The 22,813-nt window shown below is 44.3% G+C and carries 24 protein-coding genes; 16 read left to right on the forward strand and 8 right to left on the reverse strand.

Going from position 1 to position 22,813, the window contains the following annotated elements; genetic code table 11:
- Positions 1 to 81 precede the first annotated feature (81 nt).
- Complete coding sequence (gene lipA / locus KI659_RS00385; protein ID WP_213943364.1) at positions 82 to 960, reverse strand: lipoyl synthase; 879 nt, start codon at positions 958 to 960, stop codon at positions 82 to 84.
- A 61-nt stretch (positions 961 to 1,021) separates the two neighbouring features.
- The gene (locus KI659_RS00390) at positions 1,022 to 1,753 is read right to left on the reverse strand and encodes a hypothetical protein (protein ID WP_213943365.1); all 732 of its coding nucleotides are present in this window, start codon (positions 1,751 to 1,753) and stop codon (positions 1,022 to 1,024) included.
- Positions 1,754 to 1,822: 69 nt separating this feature from the next.
- Here KI659_RS00390 and KI659_RS00395 point away from each other — a divergent pair, with 69 nt between their 5' ends.
- The 5 genes from KI659_RS00395 (at position 1,823) to sdaAA (ending at position 6,374) form a co-directional block, all read left to right on the forward strand.
- The gene (locus tag KI659_RS00395) at positions 1,823 to 2,227 is read left to right on the forward strand and encodes an OsmC family protein (protein ID WP_213943366.1); all 405 of its coding nucleotides are present in this window, start codon (positions 1,823 to 1,825) and stop codon (positions 2,225 to 2,227) included.
- A gap of 106 nt (positions 2,228 to 2,333) precedes the next feature.
- Positions 2,334 to 2,882 (forward strand): RNA polymerase sigma factor, encoded by a 549-nt coding sequence (locus KI659_RS00400; RefSeq protein WP_213943367.1) that lies wholly within the window; start codon positions 2,334 to 2,336, stop codon positions 2,880 to 2,882.
- Positions 2,863 to 4,293, forward strand: a complete 1,431-nt coding sequence (locus KI659_RS00405) for an outer membrane beta-barrel protein (protein WP_213943368.1) — start codon at positions 2,863 to 2,865, stop codon at positions 4,291 to 4,293. Before KI659_RS00400 ends, KI659_RS00405 begins: the two co-directional genes overlap by 20 nt.
- Positions 4,294 to 4,309: 16 nt before the next feature.
- Positions 4,310 to 5,275: an FKBP-type peptidyl-prolyl cis-trans isomerase gene (locus tag KI659_RS00410; RefSeq protein WP_213943369.1), complete on the forward strand. Its 966-nt coding sequence runs from the start codon at positions 4,310 to 4,312 to the stop codon at positions 5,273 to 5,275.
- Positions 5,276 to 5,465: 190 nt separating this feature from the next.
- The gene (gene sdaAA, locus KI659_RS00415) at positions 5,466 to 6,374 is read left to right on the forward strand and encodes an L-serine ammonia-lyase, iron-sulfur-dependent, subunit alpha (RefSeq protein WP_213943370.1); all 909 of its coding nucleotides are present in this window, start codon (positions 5,466 to 5,468) and stop codon (positions 6,372 to 6,374) included.
- On the opposite strand, the gene KI659_RS00420 is transcribed toward sdaAA, so the two are convergent.
- The 4 genes from KI659_RS00420 to KI659_RS00435 all read right to left on the reverse strand — a co-directional run bounded on the left by KI659_RS00420 (position 6,298) and on the right by KI659_RS00435 (position 9,753).
- Positions 6,298 to 6,825, reverse strand: a complete 528-nt coding sequence (locus KI659_RS00420; RefSeq protein WP_246535237.1) for a hypothetical protein — start codon at positions 6,823 to 6,825, stop codon at positions 6,298 to 6,300. The genes sdaAA and KI659_RS00420 overlap by 77 nt on opposite strands.
- Complete coding sequence (locus tag KI659_RS00425; RefSeq protein WP_213943371.1) at positions 6,822 to 7,751, reverse strand: calcium/sodium antiporter; 930 nt, start codon at positions 7,749 to 7,751, stop codon at positions 6,822 to 6,824. Before KI659_RS00425 ends, KI659_RS00420 begins: the two co-directional genes overlap by 4 nt.
- 2 nt (positions 7,752 to 7,753) lie before the next feature.
- Positions 7,754 to 8,398, reverse strand: a complete 645-nt coding sequence (upp, locus tag KI659_RS00430; RefSeq protein ID WP_213943372.1) for a uracil phosphoribosyltransferase — start codon at positions 8,396 to 8,398, stop codon at positions 7,754 to 7,756.
- A gap of 71 nt (positions 8,399 to 8,469) precedes the next feature.
- A complete protein-coding gene (locus tag KI659_RS00435) occupies positions 8,470 to 9,753 on the reverse strand; it encodes an OmpA family protein (RefSeq protein ID WP_213943373.1) in 1,284 nt (427 codons plus the stop codon).
- Between the two features lie 176 nt (positions 9,754 to 9,929).
- On the opposite strand from KI659_RS00435, the gene KI659_RS00440 reads away from it, so the two are divergent.
- The 9 genes from KI659_RS00440 (at position 9,930) to KI659_RS00480 (ending at position 18,216) form a co-directional block, all read left to right on the forward strand.
- Complete coding sequence (locus KI659_RS00440; protein WP_213943374.1) at positions 9,930 to 10,838, forward strand: M20/M25/M40 family metallo-hydrolase; 909 nt, start codon at positions 9,930 to 9,932, stop codon at positions 10,836 to 10,838.
- Between the two features lie 91 nt (positions 10,839 to 10,929).
- A complete protein-coding gene (gene hpt, locus KI659_RS00445; RefSeq protein ID WP_213943375.1) occupies positions 10,930 to 11,460 on the forward strand; it encodes a hypoxanthine phosphoribosyltransferase in 531 nt (176 codons plus the stop codon).
- Between the two features lie 41 nt (positions 11,461 to 11,501).
- Positions 11,502 to 12,074: an adenylate kinase gene (locus KI659_RS00450; protein WP_213943376.1), complete on the forward strand. Its 573-nt coding sequence runs from the start codon at positions 11,502 to 11,504 to the stop codon at positions 12,072 to 12,074.
- Between the two features lie 84 nt (positions 12,075 to 12,158).
- Positions 12,159 to 13,151 carry a GTPase ObgE gene (gene obgE, locus KI659_RS00455; protein ID WP_213943377.1) on the forward strand — a complete coding sequence of 331 codons (993 nt, stop codon included), beginning with the start codon at positions 12,159 to 12,161 and terminating at the stop codon, positions 13,149 to 13,151.
- 75 nt (positions 13,152 to 13,226) lie between these two features.
- Positions 13,227 to 13,814, forward strand: coding sequence for a nucleotide exchange factor GrpE (locus KI659_RS00460; protein WP_213944163.1), 588 nt, complete (start codon positions 13,227 to 13,229; stop codon positions 13,812 to 13,814).
- A gap of 4 nt (positions 13,815 to 13,818) precedes the next feature.
- A complete protein-coding gene (gene dnaJ / locus KI659_RS00465; RefSeq protein ID WP_213943378.1) occupies positions 13,819 to 14,931 on the forward strand; it encodes a molecular chaperone DnaJ in 1,113 nt (370 codons plus the stop codon).
- An 80-nt stretch (positions 14,932 to 15,011) separates the two neighbouring features.
- Positions 15,012 to 15,899, forward strand: a complete 888-nt coding sequence (locus KI659_RS00470; protein ID WP_213943379.1) for a DUF4097 family beta strand repeat-containing protein — start codon at positions 15,012 to 15,014, stop codon at positions 15,897 to 15,899.
- Between the two features lie 108 nt (positions 15,900 to 16,007).
- A complete protein-coding gene (locus tag KI659_RS00475; RefSeq protein WP_213943380.1) occupies positions 16,008 to 16,913 on the forward strand; it encodes an ABC transporter ATP-binding protein in 906 nt (301 codons plus the stop codon).
- Positions 16,906 to 18,216, forward strand: coding sequence for an ABC transporter permease (locus KI659_RS00480; protein WP_213943381.1), 1,311 nt, complete (start codon positions 16,906 to 16,908; stop codon positions 18,214 to 18,216). The genes KI659_RS00475 and KI659_RS00480 overlap by 8 nt, the downstream gene beginning before the upstream one ends.
- A gap of 38 nt (positions 18,217 to 18,254) precedes the next feature.
- Here the strand turns inward: KI659_RS00480 and KI659_RS00485 are convergent, their stop codons facing one another.
- Positions 18,255 to 18,725, reverse strand: coding sequence for a Dps family protein (locus KI659_RS00485; protein WP_213943382.1), 471 nt, complete (start codon positions 18,723 to 18,725; stop codon positions 18,255 to 18,257).
- A gap of 152 nt (positions 18,726 to 18,877) precedes the next feature.
- On the opposite strand from KI659_RS00485, the gene KI659_RS00490 reads away from it, so the two are divergent.
- Positions 18,878 to 20,083: a sensor histidine kinase gene (locus tag KI659_RS00490; RefSeq protein ID WP_213943383.1), complete on the forward strand. Its 1,206-nt coding sequence runs from the start codon at positions 18,878 to 18,880 to the stop codon at positions 20,081 to 20,083.
- A gap of 65 nt (positions 20,084 to 20,148) precedes the next feature.
- Positions 20,149 to 21,729, forward strand: a complete 1,581-nt coding sequence (locus tag KI659_RS00495) for a peptide chain release factor 3 (RefSeq protein ID WP_213943384.1) — start codon at positions 20,149 to 20,151, stop codon at positions 21,727 to 21,729.
- 25 nt (positions 21,730 to 21,754) lie between these two features.
- Here KI659_RS00495 and KI659_RS00500 read toward each other — a convergent pair whose 3' ends face one another.
- The gene (locus tag KI659_RS00500; RefSeq protein ID WP_213943385.1) at positions 21,755 to 22,696 is read right to left on the reverse strand and encodes a YihY/virulence factor BrkB family protein; all 942 of its coding nucleotides are present in this window, start codon (positions 22,694 to 22,696) and stop codon (positions 21,755 to 21,757) included.
- Between the last annotated feature and the right edge of the window lie 117 nt (positions 22,697 to 22,813).

A 22,813-nucleotide genomic window follows, 5' to 3' on the forward strand; every position in this document is an offset into this window, starting at 1 on the left:
GCTTCAAAAAGATGGTAGAAAAAAAGTCCACACCTTCGAAAAATGTGGACCCTGTTCTTTTAGTGAGGCTATTGCGTCACTTTAGACGTTAACATGTCTTTCTGCATGGTAAGAAGACCTTACCAATGGCCCAGATTCTACATATTTTAATCCTCTTTTTAACCCTTCTTCTCTATAATGGTCAAACAAATCAGGATGGATAAACTCGGCTACCTCGATATGCATCTTGGTCGGCTGAAGGTACTGCCCCAATGTCAGGATATCACAGTCATGGGCAACCAGGTCGTCCATCGCCTTATAAACTTCTTCTTGCTTCTCACCCAGCCCAAGCATGATGCCCGTTTTGGTACGCATACCATGGGCTTTGGTGCGCTTGATCTGTTCCAAAGACCTGGCATATTTTGCCTGAGGTCTTACCCTTCTATATAAGCTCTCCACGGTCTCCATGTTGTGGGAAACAACCTCTTGACCACCTTCAATCATACGGAACAAGGCGTCCCAGTTTGATTTGACATCGGGAATCAAGGTTTCAATGGTCGTCTCTGGAGACAATTTTTTGGTTTCTGTTACGGTTTGATACCAGATTTCAGCACCCCGGTCTTTTAATTCATCCCGGTTTACCGATGTAATTACCGCATGCTTGACTTGCATCAGCTTGATGGCCTCGGCTACTCTTCTAGGCTCATCGGTGTCATACTCCGGCGGGCGGCCAGTGGCCACGGCGCAGAATGAGCAAGATCGTGTACATACATTTCCAAGGATCATGAAAGTAGCCGTTCCCGCACCCCAGCATTCTCCCATATTGGGACAGTTGCCGCTTTCACAGATCGTGTGAAGCTTGTGCTCGTCTACTAGTTTTCTGACGTGGGCATATTCTTTTCCTACAGGAAGCTTTACCCTAAGCCAATTTGGTTTTTTTCGCTTGGTTTGCTCCTCGGATATTACTGGTAATTCGATCATCTGTATTGTCTTAGCTTATCGCAAAATTAAGGATAAAGGGCGCAAAACCCAACATCCTTACCTATTTCCTAAACCCATAAAACAGGGTGAAGTACACGGAGTGGAAAAACTGCCTGTTTTCTACCGTAGGCATGATTTCCGGTGTTTTATGAAAACCCTCAAAGAGGTATCCTAGTTCCATTCCGGTGACATTGCTTTTGAAGACTCCAAACTCAAAGGAAAGGGCTGCTTTGGCATGTCCACCTATGGCCAGCTCCGACTCTCCGATGCCTTCAAATATCCTTCCAGGGCCCGTGATTTCAAACCTGCTCCTGACTCTTTCAGGATCATATTGACCTCTGACCGTTTCGGTTCTGCTGGCAAAATATTCCACATAGTAGGGGGCAATTACGCCTATTGAGGGGCCGATGGCCGAAAGAATGGAGATCTGTACCCCCTGTTGTGGGGCTTTTTTGAACAGGATTAGCTCCCGACCGTAATGCGGCCTGATGGAGTATAAATAATTTGACTTTCCGAAAATGTAACTGTTGCCAAATGGGGTATTATACCGGACCTCCTTCGGGTTTTTCACATTTACCAGCTCCAAACCATAGAATTGGAAGAGGTCATCGTTGATCCGGTTGCCTATTTTGACACTCACCCCGCCTATTAGCCCACCGTTTGTGTTTTTGTTTACCCCAAAGAGTACTTCCCGGTCATAATCGTAGTCGCCGGCATCTTCTCGCTGGGCAAAGGAAAAATGGCTGAGTCCCAAGAAGAGAAGGATAAAAAGATATTTTGCTGAATTGGCCATGTATTTCTATGGAATTAAACGCTAATTTTGTCGCTTAAGTTATAAACTTTAAATTAAAAGTAACTGTTTATGCCGACTATAAAAAGCTCCTATTTAGGAAATTTGCGTACCACCTCCGAGCATCTCCAATCCGGAAACTCCATTATTACCGATGCCCCCGTTGACAACAATGGCCAGGGGCAGGCCTTTTCCCCCACTGATCTGGTGGCTGCTGCACTAGCCAACTGTATGGTTACTATAATGGGAATCGTAGCCCGGAGGGATGGGATGGACCTTGATGGTTTGGAATGGGAAACTACCAAAGTGATGCAGTCCGACCCAAGGAAGATTTCGGAAATCCAGGTGGAATTTCACTGGAGCAATGCCCCGGAAGACGCCAAGTTTTTGCAGAAAATAAAAAACGCGGCCAAAACCTGCCCGGTGGCCTTGAGCATTGATCCTGCCATTAAGCAGAACATAAAATTCAACTTTTAAAGAAGAAATTAGTGAGGATTGTGAAGCAATCCTTTCTTTTTTTAATAATATTGTAGCACTCTCCCCCAGGACCTCGTCTAAGTAGAAGTTGGAAAATTACGGCAGTTTGGAGCAACATTTAATCAAGGAAGCAAAGAGCGGAAATGCAGCAGCGATAGAAAAGCTTTACAGGCACTTCTATGGCTATGCTATGAGCGTTGCCCTTCGATATACCAACACCCGTGATGAAGCTTGCGAGGTGGTCAATGATAGTTACCTCAAGGCTTTCAGCAAACTTGACCAATATTCTACCGGCAGCAGCTTTAAGGGCTGGTTTCGAAGAATTATTATCAACACATCCATCGACAATTACCGGAAAAACCAAAAGCACTATGCCGTGCTGGAAATTGACAAAGCCGCTGCGGAGTCGTACGATTCTGATGCCGTGGATGATTTGACCAAAGAGGAAATTTTGGGGATGCTTAGGGAGCTTCCCGATATTTTAAGGATTGTCTTTAATATGTATGAGATAGAAGGCTTTTCACATAAGGAAATTGGGGAGGAACTTGGGTTTCCGAGCAGCTCTTCAAGAACCTATCTGGCGAGAGCCAAGCAGAAATTGAGGGAGAAGTTTATAGTGTTAAATGAAATAAGGGATGAAGGATCAGTTCGATAAAAGACTGGCGGAGAAAATAAAATCCTCCTTCGATGACTATCACGAGGAGGTGGATCCCAGGGAATGGGAGAAGTTTTCTGATGCCTTTTTCGCAAGTGAAAAACCAAAGCGGTTTTTACTTTGGCCTTGGCTAGTGGCCGGTATGGCGGCCGCATGCCTGGCCCTTGGGGTTATCCTTTATCCCCTATTGTATGGAAATGAGGCTGCCCCCCTGGTAGCCGAATGGACTAACCCATCCAGTAAGCCTCCTAAAATCACGGAAGAGTCAGCCATTGAACAAAAAGAAACAGGGGCTGAAGAAAATGTCGGCCAATCAAATACAATAGCTTCACCAAAAGTGGAGAATTTGCAAGAAGCTCGCACGAAAGAATCTTCAGTTATTACAGAAGAACCTCAGCCTAAAATTGTCATCCCGCAGGCCATGGTGGCTCAGGCGGAGGTATCAACCTCGAGTGAACAAATATTTACTCCTAGCACAATTGCGCTTGTACCTGAAGGACTTCCCGAGCTTGGCGGTTTTGAATTGCCATCCAGAACATTGGCCTTTGGAAAGGTAGCCGAAAGAAATTTTGGTGGGATGGAGGACAATCTAGCCACAAACCTGATCGTGGCCACAGAAGTAGAGGAAAAGAAAATTAATCCAATAATGACCGAGGAGGATGCCAAGCGAAAGCTTCAGGATTGGTCAATGGCTGATGCCGCTGAAATCGAAAAGAAAAAAGATACTAACCCCATGAGGTTGGGGGTATTGGTGGCTCCGCAATCCAACTCAAACACTTCCATGGGGTTGAATCTTGGGGCAGGAGTGGTGTCTGAAATCCCTTTGAGTAAGAGGCTAAAAGTGGACGTGGGGGTGACATATGCCCGACAGAGCATGATTCCGCAGCAAAACCAGCAACTCATGATGGTCAGTGCCGCCCATTCAGGCAATGATGGTCTAAATCGGAATTCAATGCAAACCATGGCGTTTTCGGCCGCCAGCACCGCTACTCCTAGCCCAAGGAATTATGAATTGAACATAGCCAACTTGGATATTCCGATCAACTTGAAATATAAAGTGATGGACAAACCGCAGGCAGGCCTTTATGTGATCAGTGGGCTTTCCAGCATGGTTTATCTTAACCAGACTACAGTTGAAAGTTATACGCAGCCAAGTTTTGGTTTCGGTCCACAGGGTTCAGCCGCAGACGCGGTGATATCCAATGAACTGACCCCCGAGGGTGGGGAAGGCGGAGTGGACCTTGGCAGGATGCTCAATTTATCTTTTGGCTACGAACATAGCTTGACTAATGGGACCTTTTTGTCCATCGAGCCCTTCTATAAAATGCCTCTTGGAAACATGACCTTCATCGATCAGCAGTTTTCTATCGGGGGCGTCAACTTGAGAATGAATTTCCAATTCAGAAAATAAATAAATTTTACTACATATGAATATGATTTTGAGAACGGCGACCGCCGCGGTGGTTGCCCTGGGTATGAGCGCCTGTCTTAGTCCGATGGAAAATGAGATTGACAAGGTGTGGGAGAGAGATGACACTTTGCTTAAAGCGTACATGGAATCAAACAATATTGAAGCCACCAAAACACAGGTAGGGTATTATTACTCCAAAGAAATAGAGAACGACAATGCACCCCAAATAACTAACAACTCTATCGTGGGGATTTATTATCGAATTAAGACCATTGACGGGAAGGTTATTGATTCGCATACTGCAGAGGATGGTGATCCACTCATCTTCCTGCATGGCGAGGCTGGCATGGTGCCACGCGTTATTAACTTTGCCTCAGGTTTGGCGAGTGAGGGTGAGGTCCTGAATATTTACGCTCCCTCCCAGTTGGGGTATGGGGAGTATCAATATCAGCAATTGATTTTGGCCAGCAGCAACTTGGATATCCGTGTGGAGTATGCAAAAGTGTATACTAAGGAAGAGCTTGCTGAAATTGAGGACCAGCGTATTCAGGATTACCTTGCGTCCAATTCCATTGAAGGATTTGAGCGGCAGGAGAATGGTGCCTATATCAAGGTTTACGAAGAAGGGGATGCTGACAGCCTTAGGGTGAAGTCAGGTGACCGGGTGGTGGTCAATTACAAGATTTATGAATTGAGTGAGAAGGAGCCGTTTGGCAAAGGTGAAGCGGAGAATGGCAGCTTTGGCTACCGTGTCGGGGTGCCGGACAACCTGAAGTTTTTGGACCAGAGCGTTTTGGGCTTTACCACAAATTCCCATGTTGAAATCATAGCCCCGTCTCACTTGGCCTATGGTGCAAGCACCCAAGTAATCCCGCAAGTTATAAGAGAGGACCTATTCAAAAGGGAATTGATAATGGATAGAGTAAGGCCTTTTGAGCCCATCCGATTTAATACTATAATCAAAAAGGTGGAAAGAAATTGATTCTTGCCAACCCTGTCAAGATCCCCGGTCATTATAGATCGGGGATTTTTTGTTTTATGCCAAGCATGCTGAAACAGGCTAATTTTTAATTAAGTTTGTATAGAGGTTAATCCGATTATAAGGGTTGGCCTGTGCGGAGAAAAATCACGTGGTATTTTGTGCCAGATTAGAAATATAAACCCGAATTAACATGAGTTACCTATTTGAAACATTCAAGGGCTGGAAGGCCTATTGTGAGGAAAAGGATGTTCCTTTATATCAACCTGTGCTGGAGTATGAGGTAGACCAAAAGGGCAAAGAAGAAGGGGCGATCCGGGAAGGAATCCTGAGGGCTTATCGAGTGATGCGGGAAGCCGTAGAAACGGGACTCAAAGAGGATATGACCAGTAGGTCTGGAATGATCAACAATGGGGCTAAAAAGGTCTATAACCATAAGTTGAGTGTTCTTTCACCGGAGTTTCAAAAGTTAATTTCCCGTGCCTTGGCCGCTAAGGAGGTCAATAGCTGCATGGGTAGAGTTGTGGCCGCGCCTACTGCAGGGGCATCCGGGATTCTGCCTGGAACGCTTTACACCCTTCAGGAAATCCATGATTTACCGGATGAATCCATCGTGGAGGGGCTTTTGGTTGGTGCTGGGATTGCCTTGATCATCGAGCAGAATGCGAGTTTGGCTGGGGCCGTGGGAGGCTGTCAGGCCGAGACCGGTTCTGCAGCGGCAATGGCCTCCGGAGCAATGGTGTATTGCCTGGGCGGCAGCATTGAGCAGGTTTTCAATGCCGTTGGCATCACCATTCAGTGTATGCTTGGTTTGGTGTGTGACCCTGTGGCTGGATTGGTAGAGATCCCCTGTGTGGTGAGAAATGCCAGTGCTGCGGCCATTGCCAACAGTTCTGCTCAGATTGCATTGGCTGATGTGGATGCCGTGATCCCTGTGGATGAATGTGTAGAGGCCATGGGGGAAATCGGGGCCAGTATGGAGAATAAGTATAAGGAAACCGCGCTAGGCGGCCTTGCAGCAACTCTTACAGGGCAGCAGATTGCCAAGCGAGTGTTGATTCAAGATATTGAAATTCTTCCTGATGAAGAACTGCCTGAGTAAGAAAAGGCTGTAACACCGGGATTTTTAAAAGCAGGTCTATACATGAAGAAAACATCAAGGCCCAAAAAATGCTGCTAACCAACATATAGGTGAAGATTTTTTCTTTTTTGACTCCAAAGGAATTCATGATGATGGTTCCGCCGATGGGAGTGAGCACCAGGGGGGTGATGGCAGCTACCCCAATGGCACCAAAATTCCGCCATACCTTGACTACCCTTCTGCTGTTTTTGGTGAAGATTTTTCGTTTGGGCTTGAATACCTGCTGATACCTGATGCGTAATCTTTGCCCAATGTAGGTAAATCCGATCACACTGCTCATCATGCCCAATACGGTAACAAATACTATTTCAACTATAGAAAAACCCGCTGCGGTGCCTAAAATAGGCCCTGCGATAAATTTGAAAAGGCAGAAAGAGTAGATAGTTAAAAAAGTCAGGATGTACTCAATCATAACAATAGATAAATGTATAGGCCATACCCACCGGCCAATAGGCCTCCTTCCCAACGGGAAATCCTGAGTTTTGTCAAAATAATGGGCAATAAGATAATCGTAAACCCAAGCATCCAGATGAAGTCATTCTGAAGGAATATTTGGGATACCTGAATAGGGCTGACTATGGCTGTGATACCCACAATAGCCAGGATATTCATTAGGTTGCTACCCAAGATGTTGCCCAAGGCAATATCGGTATGCTTTTTCAGGGCGGCCATCACGGAAGTCACCAATTCTGGAAGGCTGGTGCCCATGGCGATGATGGTCACACCTATTACCCGATCGCTGATCCCAAAGGTTTGGGCAATCACAATGCTGTTTTCAATAAACAAATCTGAACCCCAATAGAGGCCGGCCATACCAAGTATAATTAAAGCGATAGATTTCCAAATAGGTGTTTCCTTGATTTTGACCATGTCCAAATCTTCAGGATCATCTGGGATTCTTTCTATTTTTTTGAAAAAGTAAAAGTTGATCAGTATCAGCAGTGTCACCAGTATAATTCCCTCCATTAATGAAATGATACCATTGATGGCCAAAAGGTAAAAGAGAATGCTTACCACCAAGGTGAAGACATAATCCAGCTTGATTACCGACTTAGGAAGGGAAATGGGGAAAATAACGGCACTGACTCCTAGGACTAGGGATATGTTGGAAATGTTGGAACCAATTACGTTTCCTAGGGCTATATCGCTGTTTCCCTTAAGGGCCGCGGATACGCTTACCAGAAGTTCAGGTGCGGACGTGCCAAAAGACACTACCGTCAAACCGATCAGCCCGGGGCTGAGGCCGAGCTTACCGGCAATGGCAGAAGCGCCATCGACCAAGTATTTGCCTCCCATTAACAGAATGAGAAGTCCGACCAGTAAAAATAGATAAACCATGCTTAAAGTTTTTGTCCAAAGGCTAAGTCACCCGCATCTCCCAGTCCGGGCACGATGTAGGATTTTTCATTCAACCTTTCATCCAAGGCGCAAAGCCAGAACTCATGGGGTAAGTCCAAGTTGTTTTTGACATGCTCAATGCCCTCTGGAGCTGCGATGGCAGAGATGATGTGAAGTTTTTTTGGGGTGCCGTTTACCAATAGATGTTTGATACTGGTAAGAAGGGAACCGCCTGTTGCCAGCATGGGGTCTACAATGAGTACCTCTTTGCCTTCGATCGAGGGTGCTGCAAGATAATCAAGGTCAATTTCCAGGTCTTGACCTTCCGCTTCCCTACGGTAGGCTCCTATGAAGCCGCTATCGGCATCATCGAAGTAGTTGATAAACCCCTGGTAGAAAGGAATGGCTGCCCTCATGACCGAAATCACTACAGGGTTATCCGTTAGTCTTTTCACTTCCGTTTGTGCAAGGGGAGTGGTGATGGTGTGTGATTCAAAAGTGAGGCTTTTGGATACCTCATAAGCCATGATTTCCCCCAAGCGCTCCAAGTTACGTCGAAAGCGCATCCTGTCCTGCTGTCTGTCAATATTTCGGAGATCCGCCAAAAACTGGTTGGCGATAGAGGTGGTCTGGTTTAATATAAACATGGATTACTAAAGTTTTGAGCAAAAAAAACCCGATCTGCAAAGATCGGGTTTAATTTTCTTATTTCAATAGCTTATTGAACTTCGAAGCTTACTCTTCTTGCCAATTGACGAGCATCAGCAGATCTCTTGTCTACGCTTGTGTCTTCGCCATAGCCTTTGTAAGTCAATCTTGAAGAATCAACACCTGAAGCAACCAATAGGTCGTATACAGCTTTAGCTCTTCTTTCAGATAGTCTCTGGTTGTAGTTTTCTGGACCTAATTCGTCAGCATAACCTTTCAACTCAACGTTAACACCTGGGTTTCTCTTCATGAAGTTAGCTACATAGTTAGCAGCAGAAGAAGAGTATCCTAGTGGCTTAGCGCTGTCAAATGCAAAGTATACGTTCACATAACCATCGTTGATAGCTTGCTTGAAGAAGTCAGTTTCTCTGTCTTCGTCATCTTCAACTGGACATCCTTGGTTAGAAGCAGGACCAGGTACAAATGGACACTCATCCAAGTGATCAGGAATACCGTCACCGTCAGAATCCAAAGTTCTACCGAAAGCATCTACTCTAGCACCAGCTGGAGTGTTAGGCTCCTTGTCTAGGTAGTCAGGGATACCGTCGCCGTCAGAGTCTTTCAACATGTCTCTGATTTCACCGATTTGAGTAGCCAATTCTTCCTTAGTAGCATACTTGTCCTCAGCTACATACCAGTCAGCATGAGTAGAGTTTCCACCTAGGTAGAAAGAAAGACCCAAGGTACCAGTCCACCAAGTAGCTTTTGGTCCGTAATAGCTGAAGTGCTCAGGAGTGATTGCAGAAGCACCATCGAAAGCCACATCTTGACGACCGTTTGCGATAGCGGTGATGTCACCGTTAAGGGCAATTCTGTCGCTCAATCTGATTTGACCGGTGATACCTGCCATCAAGTTGTAAACGTTGTCCTGGAAGTCAGCGTGTAGGTTTTGCTGAGGAGTAATTCTACCGATACCAGCACCGGCGTGACCCAATAGGTTGAATCTTCTGGAGAAAGTCTCCCAGTTCATCATTCTACCTAGGTTTACCACACCTTGAAGGTTCAATCTGTAGTAATTCGTTTCAAACTCAGGGTTGTTGTCCTGGCTTGCTTCAGCGAATCTTCCGAAACCGTAATCCAGTTTCGCACCAAATTTCTCATTGAACATGTATCTGACGCCTACGTCACCATGTCCAAGATTAACGATAGGAGAATAGAAGCCTGGCGTCATTGGCGTCATAGCTTTATTGAACCCACCGTTCACATCGATCGACCACTTGTTGAAGTCGTCCTGGGCATTAGCTCCAACTGCTAAGGCACCAGCCATTAATGTAGATAGTAATAACTTTTTCATGATAAAAAATTTTTTTCCAAAATTAAGTGTTTAATTGATTTAATTCCAAACTTGTTTACTTGTAACTGTATGCAAATGTAAATTTTTTATTTAGAACGTAAAACTTTCTAGGAAATGTTTTTTACGTAGGTTTGTGATAAGTTTTTGAAAATGATTTGGTCATAAATAATGCCAATATGGGAATTTTAAGGGATTTGCTCCAAATTCAAGGGGTTTCAGGGGAAGAATCTACCATTTCTAAGTTCATTTTAAGTTGGGTATCTCAACGAAAAGGAAACTGGAAGGTTTCACCAGAAATATACTATGGGGACGAATTGCAGGACTGTATTGTCCTGAAATTTGGAAAACCCCGCACCGCCGTATTTGCCCATATGGACACTATTGGGTTTACGGTTAGATATGAAAATCAATTAGTTACTGTCGGTGGGCCAGAGGCTGAAGACGGGTTTGAACTTGTGGGGGAAGATATTTTTGGTCCCATTGAGTGCAAAATAAAAAAAAATAATGGGCAGCTATTTTATGACTTCCCCAGAGGTATCCAAAGGGGAACAAGCCTCTCTTTCAAGCAAAATGTCCGGATAGATGAAAAATTTATCCAAGCCGCCTATCTCGATAATAGGCTGGGAGTGTATAATGCCATGAAACTTTGCGAAACCCTGGAAGATGGGGTGGTGGTCTTCTCCACTTATGAGGAACACCACGGCGGCAGTATGCCTTTTCTCCTACGCTTTATATATGAGAAGTGGCAGATCCGACAATCGTTGATTTCCGATATTACTTGGGTGACCGAGGGAGTGCGCCACCATGAGGGGGTAGCCATATCTTTGAGGGACCGTAATATTCCCCGAAAGGCCTATGTGGATAGGATTGTGGCTTTGGCCTCTGAAAGTGGTATACCATTCCAGTTGGAAGTAGAGGGAATGGGCAGCAGTGATGGCCGGGAGGTGCAGATGAGTCCCTATGCGATGGATTGGTGTTTTATTGGAGCTCCAGAAGACAATGTGCACTCGCCAGATGAAAAAGTCTCCCTCCATGACCTGGACTGCATGCTTAAGATGTACCAGTATTTGATGAAGCACCTTTAAATGTATGCTGGTTTAGCAAATTTTATGTCGGGGGGGTAGCATTTTTTTATATATTTGTGTCGCCCTGTCCTAGGGCATTTTTAATTAAGATATGGTAGAAGTTAAAGATAAGCAGTTTGTTCCCTACCTATCCGAAGCTGAACTGTCGCAACGGATTGCCACTCTGGGTGCAAAAATAAATAATGATTTTCAGGGAAAAGAGCCGGTTTTGCTGGGGATACTCAATGGAGCCTTTATGTTTCTTTCCGATTTGGCGAAAGCCATCGACATACCTGTAGAAATACAGTTTATTAAGGTGGCTTCCTATGAGGCCACCGCATCCACCGGGCAGGTGAAAAACCTGATTGGCCTAAATGTTGATTTGGAAGGCAGAGACGTGATTGTGGTGGAGGATATTGTCGATACGGGTTTGAGCATGAAGCATATTTTGGGTCTTGTTGCTGAGCACAATCCGGGAAAAATAGCCATTGCCACCCTGTTGCTGAAGCCTGAGGCCTTGATAGAACCCTTGGACATAGATTATGTGGGGTTTGAAATCCCCAATAAATTTGTGGTCGGGTACGGCCTTGATTATGATGGGCTGGGCAGGAACCTGAAGGAGATTTACCAATTGAAGGAATAATTATTAAATAAAAATATTGATCGCTACATAATTTTGTTGTTATGCTAAACATAGTCTTATTCGGCCCTCCAGGTGCAGGAAAAGGTACTCAAAGTGAAAAATTGATTGCCAAGTACAAATTGACCCACCTTTCCACCGGGGATCTTTTTAGGGCACACCTCGGTCAGGGTACCGATCTTGGCCAGTTGGCCAGAAAATATATGGATGAAGGCCGTCTGGTGCCTGATGAAGTGGTCATCGGGATGGTGGATGATAAGATCAAAAACACCCAAGACAGCAATGGCTTTATTTTCGACGGTTTTCCGCGTACAGTAGCTCAGGCAAGGGCTCTGGATCTTTTGTTGGAGGAAAAAAACATGTCTATCTCGGGAATGATTGCATTGGATGTGCCTGAAGAGGTACTCAAGGAAAGAATCCGTGAAAGAGGCGAAACCTCAGGAAGAGTGGATGATCAGGATGAGGAAAAGATCAAAACGCGGATTCAGGTATATTTGGATGAGACCATTCCCGTTGCCACCTATTACAAGGGTCAGGAGAAACTCACCAAGATCCACGGGGTGGGAGCGATAGATGAGATCTTTGCCAACATCTGTGAAGTTATTGATTCTTATTAATCGACGAAATTTTCATAACTTTGTAACCCAATTGGCTAAGCTGTATTGCTTGGCCAATTTTGTTTTATAAAAATCATAGAAACTGTGGCGGATTCCAATTTTATAGATTATGTGAAGTTTTGTTCCAGGTCGGGAGCAGGAGGTTCTGGCTCTGTTCATTTCAGAAGAGAGAAGCACGTGCCCAAGGGCGGTCCTGATGGTGGTGATGGTGGCCGTGGCGGAAACATTATATTAAGAGGCAATGCCCAGCACTGGACGTTGCTCCATCTTAAATATAAAAAGCACGTGATCGCCGAAGCAGGAAAAGGCGGTGAGGGTGGCAGAAGAAAGGGTGCCGACGGAAAGGATATTATACTGGAGGTGCCACTGGGTACTGTGGCCAAAGATGCCGAAACCATGGAAGTCCGATGTGAAATCACCGAAGACGGGCAAGAAGTTGTCCTGACCCGAGGTGGCAGAGGAGGGCTAGGAAATGACCACTTTAAATCTGCAACCAACCAAGCCCCGCATTATGCACAGCCGGGAGAGGAAGGGATTGAAGAATGGATCATTTTGGAACTAAAACTGCTGGCTGATGTTGGGTTGGTTGGATTTCCAAACGCCGGAAAATCCACTTTGCTATCCAGTATCTCAGCAGCCAAGCCTGAAATTGGAGATTATCCCTTCACTACCCTTGTGCCAAATCTTGGTGTGGTGGGATATAGGGATGACAAGTCATTTGTGATGGCGGACATTCCGGGGATTATCGAAGGTGCTGCCGAAGGACGTGGTTTGGGTATTAGATTCCTGCGCCATATTGAAAGAAACTCCATTCTTTTGTTTATGGTGCCTGCTGATGCTGACAATATTAAAAAGGAGTATGAGATACTCTTGAACGAGCTCAAGAAATACAATCCGGAGCTGCTGGATAAAAACAGGCTTTTGGCTATATCCAAGGCTGACATGCTTGACGAAGAATTGATGACGGAGATGAAAAAGGAATTGCCGGAAAATGTGCCAACCCTTTTCATTTCATCGGTTTCCCAATACAATTTGGACAAATTGAAAGACATGATCTGGCAAGAAATTAATTCGTAATGCCAGTTTGTCAGTTTTAAGGGAATGGCAAACATATTGAGTTTTATCAGAAAGCTTTTGAATACCAATACTATTATGGCTGAAAAAGAAAATTTAGAGAAGGACGAAATGACTAAGACCCAAGAGAGCTCTGAGGAGCAAATTGAGGAAACACAAGATACCGAGGCACAGGCAAATGCTGAAAAGCAAGAAGAAGTAAAGGAAGAACTGAGCCAAGAAGAAAAATTGAAAATCGAACTGGCTGAATTGAAGGACAAGCATTTACGCCTTTATTCGGAGTTTGAAAATTACAGAAGAAGAACCAGCAAGGAGAGGCTTGATTTGATCAAGACAGCTTCAGAGGATGTTTTGAAGGATATTATTCCTGTTGTGGATGATTTTGAAAGAGCCATCAAGGCTTCTGAGAAAGAAGAGTCTGTGGAAACGGTTATGGAAGGGAATCTTCTTATTTATAACAAGCTGTTGAAGATTTTGGAATCCAAAGGGCTAAAGCCGATGGAGGATGTGGTCGGGAAGGCTTTTGATGCCGACCAGCAGGAAGCCATCACACAAGTACCTGCTCCATCTGAAGAGATGAAAGGGAAAGTGATTGATGTAATTGAAAAAGGATATACCCTTGGTGACAAAGTTGTCAGATATGCCAAGGTGGTAATTGGATCATAACATTATGACTAAAAGAGATTATTACGAAGTATTAGGGGTTAGCAAGACCGCCAGTCAGGATGAGATAAAGAAGGCCTACAGAAAAATGGCCATCAAGTATCACCCTGACAAGAATCCGGACAACCCAGAGGCAGAAGAGATGTTTAAAGAGGCTGCCGAAGCCTATGAGGTGCTTAGCAACCAGGAAAAAAGGCAGCGTTACGACCAGTTTGGTCACCAGGGAGTCAGCGGCAACGGTGGCTTTGGCGGTGGCGGCATGAACATGGACGACATCTTCTCTCAGTTTGGGGACATCTTCGGAGGTGGAGGTTTTGAATCCTTCTTTGGCGGAGGCGGTGGCCGAGGCGGAAGAAGGGCCAAAAAAGGCACCAATCTTCGGGTAAAGCTTAAACTGACATTAAAAGAGGTAGCCAACGGCGTTGAGAAAAAAATCAAAGTCAAGCGTCATGTTTTGGCTGACGGAGTGACATTCAAAACCTGTAGCACCTGTCAGGGTTCAGGTCAGATCAAAAAGGTGGTTAATACCATGCTTGGCCAGATGGTCTCCGCCAGTACCTGTCCTAGCTGTGGTGGCAATGGGCAGATAGTCGATAAGAAGCCGGCCAATGCAGATGCAAAAGGTTTGGTGATAAAAGAGGAAATCATCCCGATCAACATCCCAGGTGGTGTGGCAGATGGCATGCAGCTAAGCATGTCCGGCAAGGGTAATGAAACTCCGGGCGGAATTCCAGGTGATTTGTTGATCGTGATCGAGGAAATTGAAGACGAGGTACTTCAGCGTGATGGAAACAACGTGGTGTTTAACCTGTACGTGAGTTTTATCGACGCAGCCCTTGGCGCACAGATTGAGGTCCCTACTATAGACGGCAAGGTGAAAATCAAGCTTGAACCGGGGACTCAGAGTGGAAAAGTGTTGAGGCTAAAAGGAAAAGGGATCAAAGACCTTAATGGATACGCCAAAGGTGACCAACTTATCTATGTAAATGTATGGACACCTACCCAGTTGACCAGGGAAGAGAGAACAGCCTTGGAAAACTTGAGGGCATCACAGAATTTCATCCCAGATCCAGGGAAAACTGAGAAGAACTTCTTTGACAAAATGAAGGAATTCTTTTAGAAAAAATAGAAGCCGGGCATTTGTCCGGCTTTTTTTCGTTTAAAACAAACCTTTTCCCCTTCGTCCCGTAATTTATCCGTATGTTGAGAAAAGTATGTTTGTTAGTTTGGTCGATTTGGGCTTTCAGTGGAGAATCAAGTGCCCAGATTTCAAAAGATTTCATAGTAGAGGAGAGGAGTGGTTTCAACTTAGTCAAATTGGATTTTGCCTCCTACAAAGGCATATCCAGGATCCAGCGTGATCATTCCGGTCACCCTCTCAGCATCCAGGCCAATCTTGCCAAGGTAAACATACTACCCACTTTTACCCATTCCATAGAGGACAACATCCTGTTTGCTTCCCTTGACCACTCCAACGTAGAATCCGAAAATCTGGGTAAAAGCCTTTCTTCGCGACTTTTTTCTAACACCAACGATGATTTTGACCACGAATGGCTAGTGGGGCTCAATTCCAATTTCATGTATGATCTTGATCTTTATTTTGGGATAGGCAAGGCCATTCTCGACCTTTCCAACATCAACGTGGCCAATTGTAAAGTGAAAACCGCTACCGCTGATGTTTCTCTTGAATATGGGCGTCGTGCCCCGAACCCCATTAGTATGGACACCATGGCCGTGATAATCAATATGGGCAATGTGGATGTCCAAAACCTGAACTTCTCCAATGCCCGCCATATGATTTTTGATGTGAATTATGGCAAAGTGAATTTGTCCTTCAACGGCGAAATGCCCCAGGCGAGCCATTTGAAGGCCTCAGTAGGTGCTGGAAGTGTAAATATTGAACTTCCCGATCAATCACTTCCCTATAAGATAAAAGTAAAAAGCACGGCCATGTGCCGTACATCCATTCCTTCCTATTTGAGGGAGGTAGGCAGCAAAACCTATGTAAGCAAGGGGTTTTCGGAGAATGCCAAAAACCTGCTGCTCATTGAAATCGATGTGTCTGTGGGTTCTGTTGCTTTAAAATAATATTTATTTTTTTTTAGGGGTCAAAATGAATAGCCCAACCAAACCAACACTTTTGAATATGGTTGAACTAGATAGGGCCGATTTAATGGCGAATGAATAAATCTGAATATGTCTAATATCCTAGAGGTCCAATCCTTATCTAAGTATTACGGTGACAAAGCAGCACTGAATGATGTCTCGCTGGATGTCCCAAAAGGCCAAGTTTTTGGCTTGCTTGGTCCCAATGGAGCCGGTAAAACCACCTTAATCAGGATCATCAACCAAATCATCGATGCCGACTCGGGCACCATCTTGGTCAATGGCGAAAAGCTAAAACCTTCTCATATCAAGTTGATCGGCTACCTCCCTGAAGAAAGAGGACTGTATAAAAAGATGAAAGTAGGTGAGCAGCTCCTATATTTTGCACAGCTAAAAGGGCTGAGTAATGCTGACGCCAAAAAGAAAGTCAGGTCCTGGATGGACAAGATGGAGATTTGGGAATGGCGGGAAAAAAGGATTGAGGATCTGTCCAAAGGGATGGCACAAAAGATCCAGTTTATTGCCACGGTGATCCATCAACCCAATTTGTTGATCTTAGATGAGCCATTCTCTGGTTTTGACCCGGTGAATGCCGAGCTGATCAAAAATGAGATTTTGGAACTGAAAGACAAAGGCGTGTCGGTGATTTTATCCACTCACCGGATGGAATCCGTGGAGCTGCTCTGCGACCACATCGCCATGATCAACAAAAGTCGAAAGGTTCTCGATGGTAGTATAGCCGATATCCGTCAGCAATCCAAAACTAACCAATATCATCTTAAATTGCGGGGCCATCTCGCCGACCATCCGTCTAACTGGCAAAGAGTTGAGGGGAACTTCGGCTATGAAAAGTTTTTGATACAGCTTAATGGGCATAGTACCAACCAGGTGTTGGAGGAGGCCATACAGTTTGGTGATATCCTAGGTTTTGAGGAGGTCATTCCCAGCATAGGTGAAATTTTTATCCAACGTGTAAAAGACACAGATCATGAATAAGATATTTTTGGTGATCAAAAGGGAGTACCTGGCGAGGGTAAAAAAGAAATCTTTTTTGCTGGCTACTTTACTTACTCCATTGGTTTTTCCTACCATTTTGGGTCTATTCCTTTGGATTGCCATGTCGGAGAGGGAGTCAGAATCCTTGAGGATTATTGAAGTAATAGATGAGTCAAACCAGTTCAGACTAGAGAGTTCCGGGCAATATGCCTTTTCCTTTTCCGACAGGGATAGGGAGGAAGCCAAGGAAATGGTGAAAAGTGGTGAACGCTATGGAGCCCTTTATATTCCTCCAATTGATTTGGAGAAGCCTTTAGGAATAGTATACTATTCGGAGAAAAATCCCAGCATGACCCTTATTGGGAATCTGGAAACTACTCTAAAACGCAAGATTGAAGAAATAAGGCTCTACAATTCCGGGATCGACCCCGAGGTAATTGCTGGACTCCGCACCAATGTGAATATCCGGGCGATAACTCTCGACAATGCCGGTGAAGAAAAGATGACCAATGCCATGGTCAATTATGGGTTGGGTTTCATTACCGGGATTTTAATCTACATGTTCATATTTATTTACGGCAACCAGATCATGCAGGGGGTGATTGAGGAGAAATCCAGCCGGATCATCGAGATTTTGGTTAGCTCACTTAGGCCCTTCCAGCTGATGACGGGCAAAATCATTGGCATAGGCGCTGTGGGGCTAACCCAATTCCTGATTTGGATCATCTTGATTTCTGCCATTTCCTCCTTAGTCATGGGTTATTTCGGCATGCAGATGCCGCAGCAGCAGGCACTTGAACTTGCCAATCCCGAAGCTGGGAAAATGATTGAAAGTTCCACTGGCGATATGGGGCAATACATGCAGGTGATTCAGGATATCAATTTTGTAAAGTTGGTTCTGACTTTCATATTTTATTTCATAGGAGGCTACTTGTTATATGGGGCTTTCTTTGCGGCCATCGGGGCAGCGGTGGATACACCTTCGGACGCCCAACAGTTTATGTTTCCGGTGACGATTCCCTTGCTAGTGGCATATTTCGGGTTGTTCATCTTTGTGTTGGATGATCCTAATAGTAATATTTCTTTCTGGCTCTCCATTATTCCTTTTACTTCTCCTATTGCAATGATGGGGAGGGCGAGTTATGGAGTGCCTTTTTTCGATTTGGCATTATCCATGGGTCTTCTGATCATCGGGTTTTTGTTTACCACTTGGCTGGCTGGCAAGATTTACAGAATTGGGATTTTGGTTCATGGCACCAAGGTAAACTACCGAACCCTCTGGAGATGGATGAAAACAGCATAAAAAAAGGCAGCCAATTTTATAGGCTGCCTTTATGTTGCTTATTTAAGGTAAGCTGAAAGCATCCAAACTACTTTCTCTTTGGATGTGATGTATTCGCTCATAAGAGCCACAGTACCTTCGTCACCATTTTCTCCTGCGGCTGTTAGGACTTGTCTTTCTATTTTAAGTAGCGTGTTAAGATTGTCTCTGACGATTTCCACCATTTTCTTGGGGTCAGAAACTTCCATAGCTTCCTTAATTTCCGCATGTTGGATGTACTCAGAAAATGAGGATAAAGGTCTTTCCCCAAGAGTCAGAATCCTTTCAGCAGTCTCATCAATAGCTCCAATGGCAGAATTGTATAGCTCCTCAAACTTGTTGTGGAGTTCAAAGAAATTTGGACCACTCACATTCCAGTGGAAATTGCGGAGGTTTTGATAATATATCTCATAATTTGCCAACAGCGTGTTAAGTTTCTCGGTCAAAACCTGACTTTCTTTTACCTGTAGTCCAATATCGTTGGTTTTCATATGGTGTTTGTTTTGGTTTTTCTTAATTTACCACAAGTTACAAAATCACCAAAAATAGGTCAAACTGTTTATTTCTAACTCAAATAGATAATAACTATCAAAAAGTAGAGTTATTAAACCAGTTTCTTACATATGAAGTGTAATTCCCCTTTATGAAGAATAGGTTTCAGGATCTTAAATCCATCGATCTTTATCACAACCGTGGCAAAGTCAAATGGGTCATTTTTATAGTATCCATTATCATAAGTATAGGTTCGATATATTATACCGATCTGCTAGTCGTGGAACTTAAGGACAGGGAAAAACGGCAAGTAGACCTCTACGCAAGTGCAATAGAATATGCTGCCAGCGGGGATGACAACCTCACGTGGATATACCAAGAGATCATAGTAGAAAATACTAGTATACCCGTAATTATCGCCGATGCCTTGGGGAATCCCTATGAGCACAAGAATATCAAACTCCGGCCTAAAAGCAATGAAAATGAAATCCAGGAGCAGCTTCGGGTCGAATTGCTCAGGATGAAGGCGGAATATGAGCCAATTATGGCCACAGAGGATGTTTTTATCTATTACCGCAATTCTGAATTGCTCAGAAGGCTGCAATTTTATCCCTATGTCCAACTTTCCGTGATATTGGTTTTTGGGCTTTTGGCCTATACCGTATTCAATCAATCAAAAATAGCTGAGCAAAACCGAGTATGGGCTGGTTTGACAAAGGAAACGGCCCACCAGTTGGGCACCCCGTTGGCATCTTTGATGGCTTGGATCGAATACCTGAAAAACTCTCCGGTGTGGGAGGAGAATAAAGAGGTGATCCAGGAAATGGACAAGGATGTGATAAAACTGCGGATGGTGACCGAAAGATTTAGCAATATCGGCAGCACGCCAGTTATCCAGCCTGAAAATGTTTTTCACGCAATAGAAGACACAGTCAACTATCTCCGGCCTAGACTTTCCAGCAAAGTGGATATCAACCTACAGTCTCCCGATCATGACATGATAGCCATGGTGAATAAACCGCTATTTGAATGGGTGGTTGAAAATATCTGCAAAAATGCGGTGGATGCGATGAAAGGCAGGGGAGCTATTACCATTCAATTGATAAAAGATGCTGATAAATACATCATCGTGGACATCACGGATTCCGGCAAGGGAATGGAAAAAAGCATGTACAAAAAGGTTTTCAATCCTGGATTTACCACCCGCCAAAGAGGTTGGGGATTGGGATTGACTTTGGCTAAGCGGATTATGGAAGGTTACCATAAAGGGAAGATTTTTGTTAAAAATTCCGAAGTGGGGAAGGGAACCACTTTCAGAATTGTTTTGCATGCGGCACAAGCTGATAAGGGCCATTAAGTTTGTTTCCGAATTTAGGATAATAACCTTACCTTTGCCCCCTGATTAATAGAATCCTACCACAAATGAGTCTGACAACAGAGATCCAAAAAAGAAGAACTTTCGCCATCATTGCCCACCCCGATGCCGGTAAAACCACTCTTACCGAGAAGCTTTTACTATTTGGAGGAGCCATCAAGACAGCCGGTGCGGTGAAGTCTAACAAAATTGACACGGCGACCAAATCTGACTGGATGGAAATTGAAAAGCAAAGGGGAATCTCTGTGGCCACCTCCGTGATGGGTTTTGAATATAAAGATATCAAGATCAACCTGCTCGATACTCCAGGTCACCAGGATTTTGCTGAAGATACCTACAGAACCTTGACGGCCGTCGATTCGGTAATCATGGTGATCGACTGTGTGAAGGGGGTGGAGATCCAGACTGAAAAGCTCATGGAGGTATGTAGGATGCGAAATACCCCGGTAATATGTTTTATCAACAAGCTGGATAGAGAGGGTAGGGATCCGTACGATTTGTTGGATGAGGTGGAGGAAAAGCTGAATATCAAAGTGCGCCCGCTTTCCTGGCCTATTGGGATGGGGAAAAGCTTTAAGGGGGTATACAATCTATATGACAAAAAATTAAACCTCTATACACCAAGTCAACGTCAATTGAGTGACGACCGCTTGACGATTGAAGATTTGGAAGACAGCAAATTGGTGGATAAAATCGGTCCTAATTATGCTGAACAGCTTCGTGAGGATGTAGAGCTTATTGAAGGGGTATATCCGGATTTTGACCCACAAGAATACCTTGAAGGAAAAGTAGCGCCGGTATTTTTCGGGTCTGCTGTCAATAATTTTGGGGTAAATGAGATGCTGGACACTTTTATCCAGATTGCCCCAGGACCCAAAAGCAGAAATACCGAAGACAGGGAGGTAGTACCCGAGGAGAAAAATTTCTCTGGTTTTGTATTTAAGATCCACGCCAACATGGATCCCAACCATAGGAACCGTATTGCTTTCTTGAGGATTTGCTCAGGCAGGTTTGAGAGAAATAAACCGTATAACCACGTAAGAGGTACCAAACCCTTGAGGTTTTCCAATGTGACCTCCTTTATGGCCCAGGATAAGGAAATTGTGGATGAGGCCTTCCCAGGGGATATCGTGGGGCTTTACGATACGGGTAACCTCAAAATTGGTGATACGCTGACTGACGGAGAAAACATGACCTTTAAAGGTATCCCGAGCTTTTCTCCGGAGATTTTTCGGGAAGTGGTCAACAAGGATGCCATGAAAACCAAGCAATTGGAAAAAGGACTCAAGCAGTTGATGGAAGAGGGGGTTGCACAATTGTTTACTTTTGAGATGGGTTCCAGGAAGGTGGTAGGTACCGTAGGACAGCTGCAGTTTGAGGTAATCCAATTCAGGTTGAAAAATGAATACAATGCCACGGTGGAGTTTTCACCCATGAACCTTTACAAGGCCTGCTGGATCAGCAGTAAGGATAAAAAAGCCCTTGATGAATTTGTAAGGTCAAAGAACCGCCACATTGCCAGAGACAAGGAAGGCAAACTGGTATTTATGGCCGAGTCGAAATCTTGGTTACAAATGGTGCAGGACAATTATCCTGATATCGAATTCCACTTTACCTCAGAATTTTAGAATAGCCGGAAGCCGAAGATGAATTTTAATTCTCATCTTCGGCTTCTTCGTCATCCCCATAGCGGACGTTTTTCTCATATTTTACCGCAATAGGCTTTGGGTTTACTTCCACACCACGGTGGTTGGTGTAGGCCTTAGTGATTTCTCCTCCCAAAAATAAAATGATGCTGCTATAGAAAATCCAAAGCAGTATAATCACCAAGGAACCCGCTGCAGCATAGTAATCGGCCACCTCTATTTCAGCCAAGATTAAGTTTATCACCTGCTTGCCTATCATGAATAGGATTGAGGTAATTATTCCCCCTGCAAAGGCATCCTGCCAGGGTATTTCTGCATCAGGCAAGGCTTTATGAATCGTCGTGAAAAATAGCAGAATAACCAAGAAATTGAAAAGCAGGTTTATAGCAGTAATGGTATGATGAGAGTCCCCGGGGATAATATTGTTCAGTTCCGATCCCAGAACAGATATTACGGTATCCATCATCAGACTCAAGACTAACACCAAGCCCAGCCCGATTACAATCAGTAAAGTGACAGATCTATATTTCATGAAGCGTAGGTAATTAACATTTTTTTTGAGGGTGACTCTCCAAATTGAGTTTAGGGCTTTTTGAATGATGAAAAAGATCATAGTGGCACTTTTGATCACGACCAACACCCCTATCAGGATGTACCAAAATCCGCTAGGAGTTTCCATTACGTTCATCAAAACCTCCTCCACCTGGTCTGCAGCTTCCCGGCCTATGAACTCATCTGCCTGATTGAGGATCTCGTTTTTGATAGTATCTTCATCAAAGAATAAAATGCCTACCAATAGGATTACAATCAAAATGGCGGGAAGGGAAAAAATCGTAAAAAATGCAATTGCCGCACAATAGACTATGGGCTCATCATCCTGTAAATACTTGACCGCTTTTTTTAAAATCTGCCAGGTATCTATTGCTACAGCTTTGGTTTTGTTGGGCATACAAAGTAGTTTATTTGAATTTGGTTTACATAAAACTTAAAGGATTATGAATTGTTATTTATATAAAAATTTTAATAAAAACTTAGCTTTTATGGGTGATTTGACTAACTTTGAATA

It is taken from the genome of Litoribacter ruber (assembly GCF_018449405.1).
GTDB classification, from domain to species: domain Bacteria; phylum Bacteroidota; class Bacteroidia; order Cytophagales; family Cyclobacteriaceae; genus Litoribacter; species Litoribacter ruber.

What these genes read in the sequence shown, in the direction of transcription:
- KI659_RS00420 (WP_246535237.1), bottom strand. Translation starts at nt 6,825, where the DNA reads ATGATTGAGTACATCCTGACTTTTTTAACTATCTACTCTTTCTGCCTT.
- KI659_RS00485 (WP_213943382.1), bottom strand. Translation starts at nt 18,725, where the DNA reads ATGAAAACCAACGATATTGGACTACAGGTAAAAGAAAGTCAGGTTTTG.
- KI659_RS00490 (WP_213943383.1), top strand. Translation starts at nt 18,878, where the DNA reads ATGAAGAATAGGTTTCAGGATCTTAAATCCATCGATCTTTATCACAAC.
- KI659_RS00405 (WP_213943368.1), top strand. Translation starts at nt 2,863, where the DNA reads ATGAAGGATCAGTTCGATAAAAGACTGGCGGAGAAAATAAAATCCTCC.
- KI659_RS00435 (WP_213943373.1), bottom strand. Translation starts at nt 9,753, where the DNA reads ATGAAAAAGTTATTACTATCTACATTAATGGCTGGTGCCTTAGCAGTT.
- KI659_RS00480 (WP_213943381.1), top strand. Translation starts at nt 16,906, where the DNA reads ATGAATAAGATATTTTTGGTGATCAAAAGGGAGTACCTGGCGAGGGTA.
- dnaJ (WP_213943378.1), top strand. Translation starts at nt 13,819, where the DNA reads ATGACTAAAAGAGATTATTACGAAGTATTAGGGGTTAGCAAGACCGCC.
- lipA (WP_213943364.1), bottom strand. Translation starts at nt 960, where the DNA reads ATGATCGAATTACCAGTAATATCCGAGGAGCAAACCAAGCGAAAAAAA.
- KI659_RS00390 (WP_213943365.1), bottom strand. Translation starts at nt 1,753, where the DNA reads ATGGCCAATTCAGCAAAATATCTTTTTATCCTTCTCTTCTTGGGACTC.
- KI659_RS00395 (WP_213943366.1), top strand. Translation starts at nt 1,823, where the DNA reads ATGCCGACTATAAAAAGCTCCTATTTAGGAAATTTGCGTACCACCTCC.
- KI659_RS00475 (WP_213943380.1), top strand. Translation starts at nt 16,008, where the DNA reads ATGTCTAATATCCTAGAGGTCCAATCCTTATCTAAGTATTACGGTGAC.
- KI659_RS00450 (WP_213943376.1), top strand. Translation starts at nt 11,502, where the DNA reads ATGCTAAACATAGTCTTATTCGGCCCTCCAGGTGCAGGAAAAGGTACT.
- sdaAA (WP_213943370.1), top strand. Translation starts at nt 5,466, where the DNA reads ATGAGTTACCTATTTGAAACATTCAAGGGCTGGAAGGCCTATTGTGAG.
- upp (WP_213943372.1), bottom strand. Translation starts at nt 8,398, where the DNA reads ATGTTTATATTAAACCAGACCACCTCTATCGCCAACCAGTTTTTGGCG.
- hpt (WP_213943375.1), top strand. Translation starts at nt 10,930, where the DNA reads ATGGTAGAAGTTAAAGATAAGCAGTTTGTTCCCTACCTATCCGAAGCT.
- KI659_RS00425 (WP_213943371.1), bottom strand. Translation starts at nt 7,751, where the DNA reads ATGGTTTATCTATTTTTACTGGTCGGACTTCTCATTCTGTTAATGGGA.
- KI659_RS00410 (WP_213943369.1), top strand. Translation starts at nt 4,310, where the DNA reads ATGAATATGATTTTGAGAACGGCGACCGCCGCGGTGGTTGCCCTGGGT.
- KI659_RS00495 (WP_213943384.1), top strand. Translation starts at nt 20,149, where the DNA reads ATGAGTCTGACAACAGAGATCCAAAAAAGAAGAACTTTCGCCATCATT.
- KI659_RS00440 (WP_213943374.1), top strand. Translation starts at nt 9,930, where the DNA reads ATGGGAATTTTAAGGGATTTGCTCCAAATTCAAGGGGTTTCAGGGGAA.
- KI659_RS00500 (WP_213943385.1), bottom strand. Translation starts at nt 22,696, where the DNA reads ATGCCCAACAAAACCAAAGCTGTAGCAATAGATACCTGGCAGATTTTA.
- KI659_RS00470 (WP_213943379.1), top strand. Translation starts at nt 15,012, where the DNA reads ATGTTGAGAAAAGTATGTTTGTTAGTTTGGTCGATTTGGGCTTTCAGT.
- KI659_RS00460 (WP_213944163.1), top strand. Translation starts at nt 13,227, where the DNA reads ATGGCTGAAAAAGAAAATTTAGAGAAGGACGAAATGACTAAGACCCAA.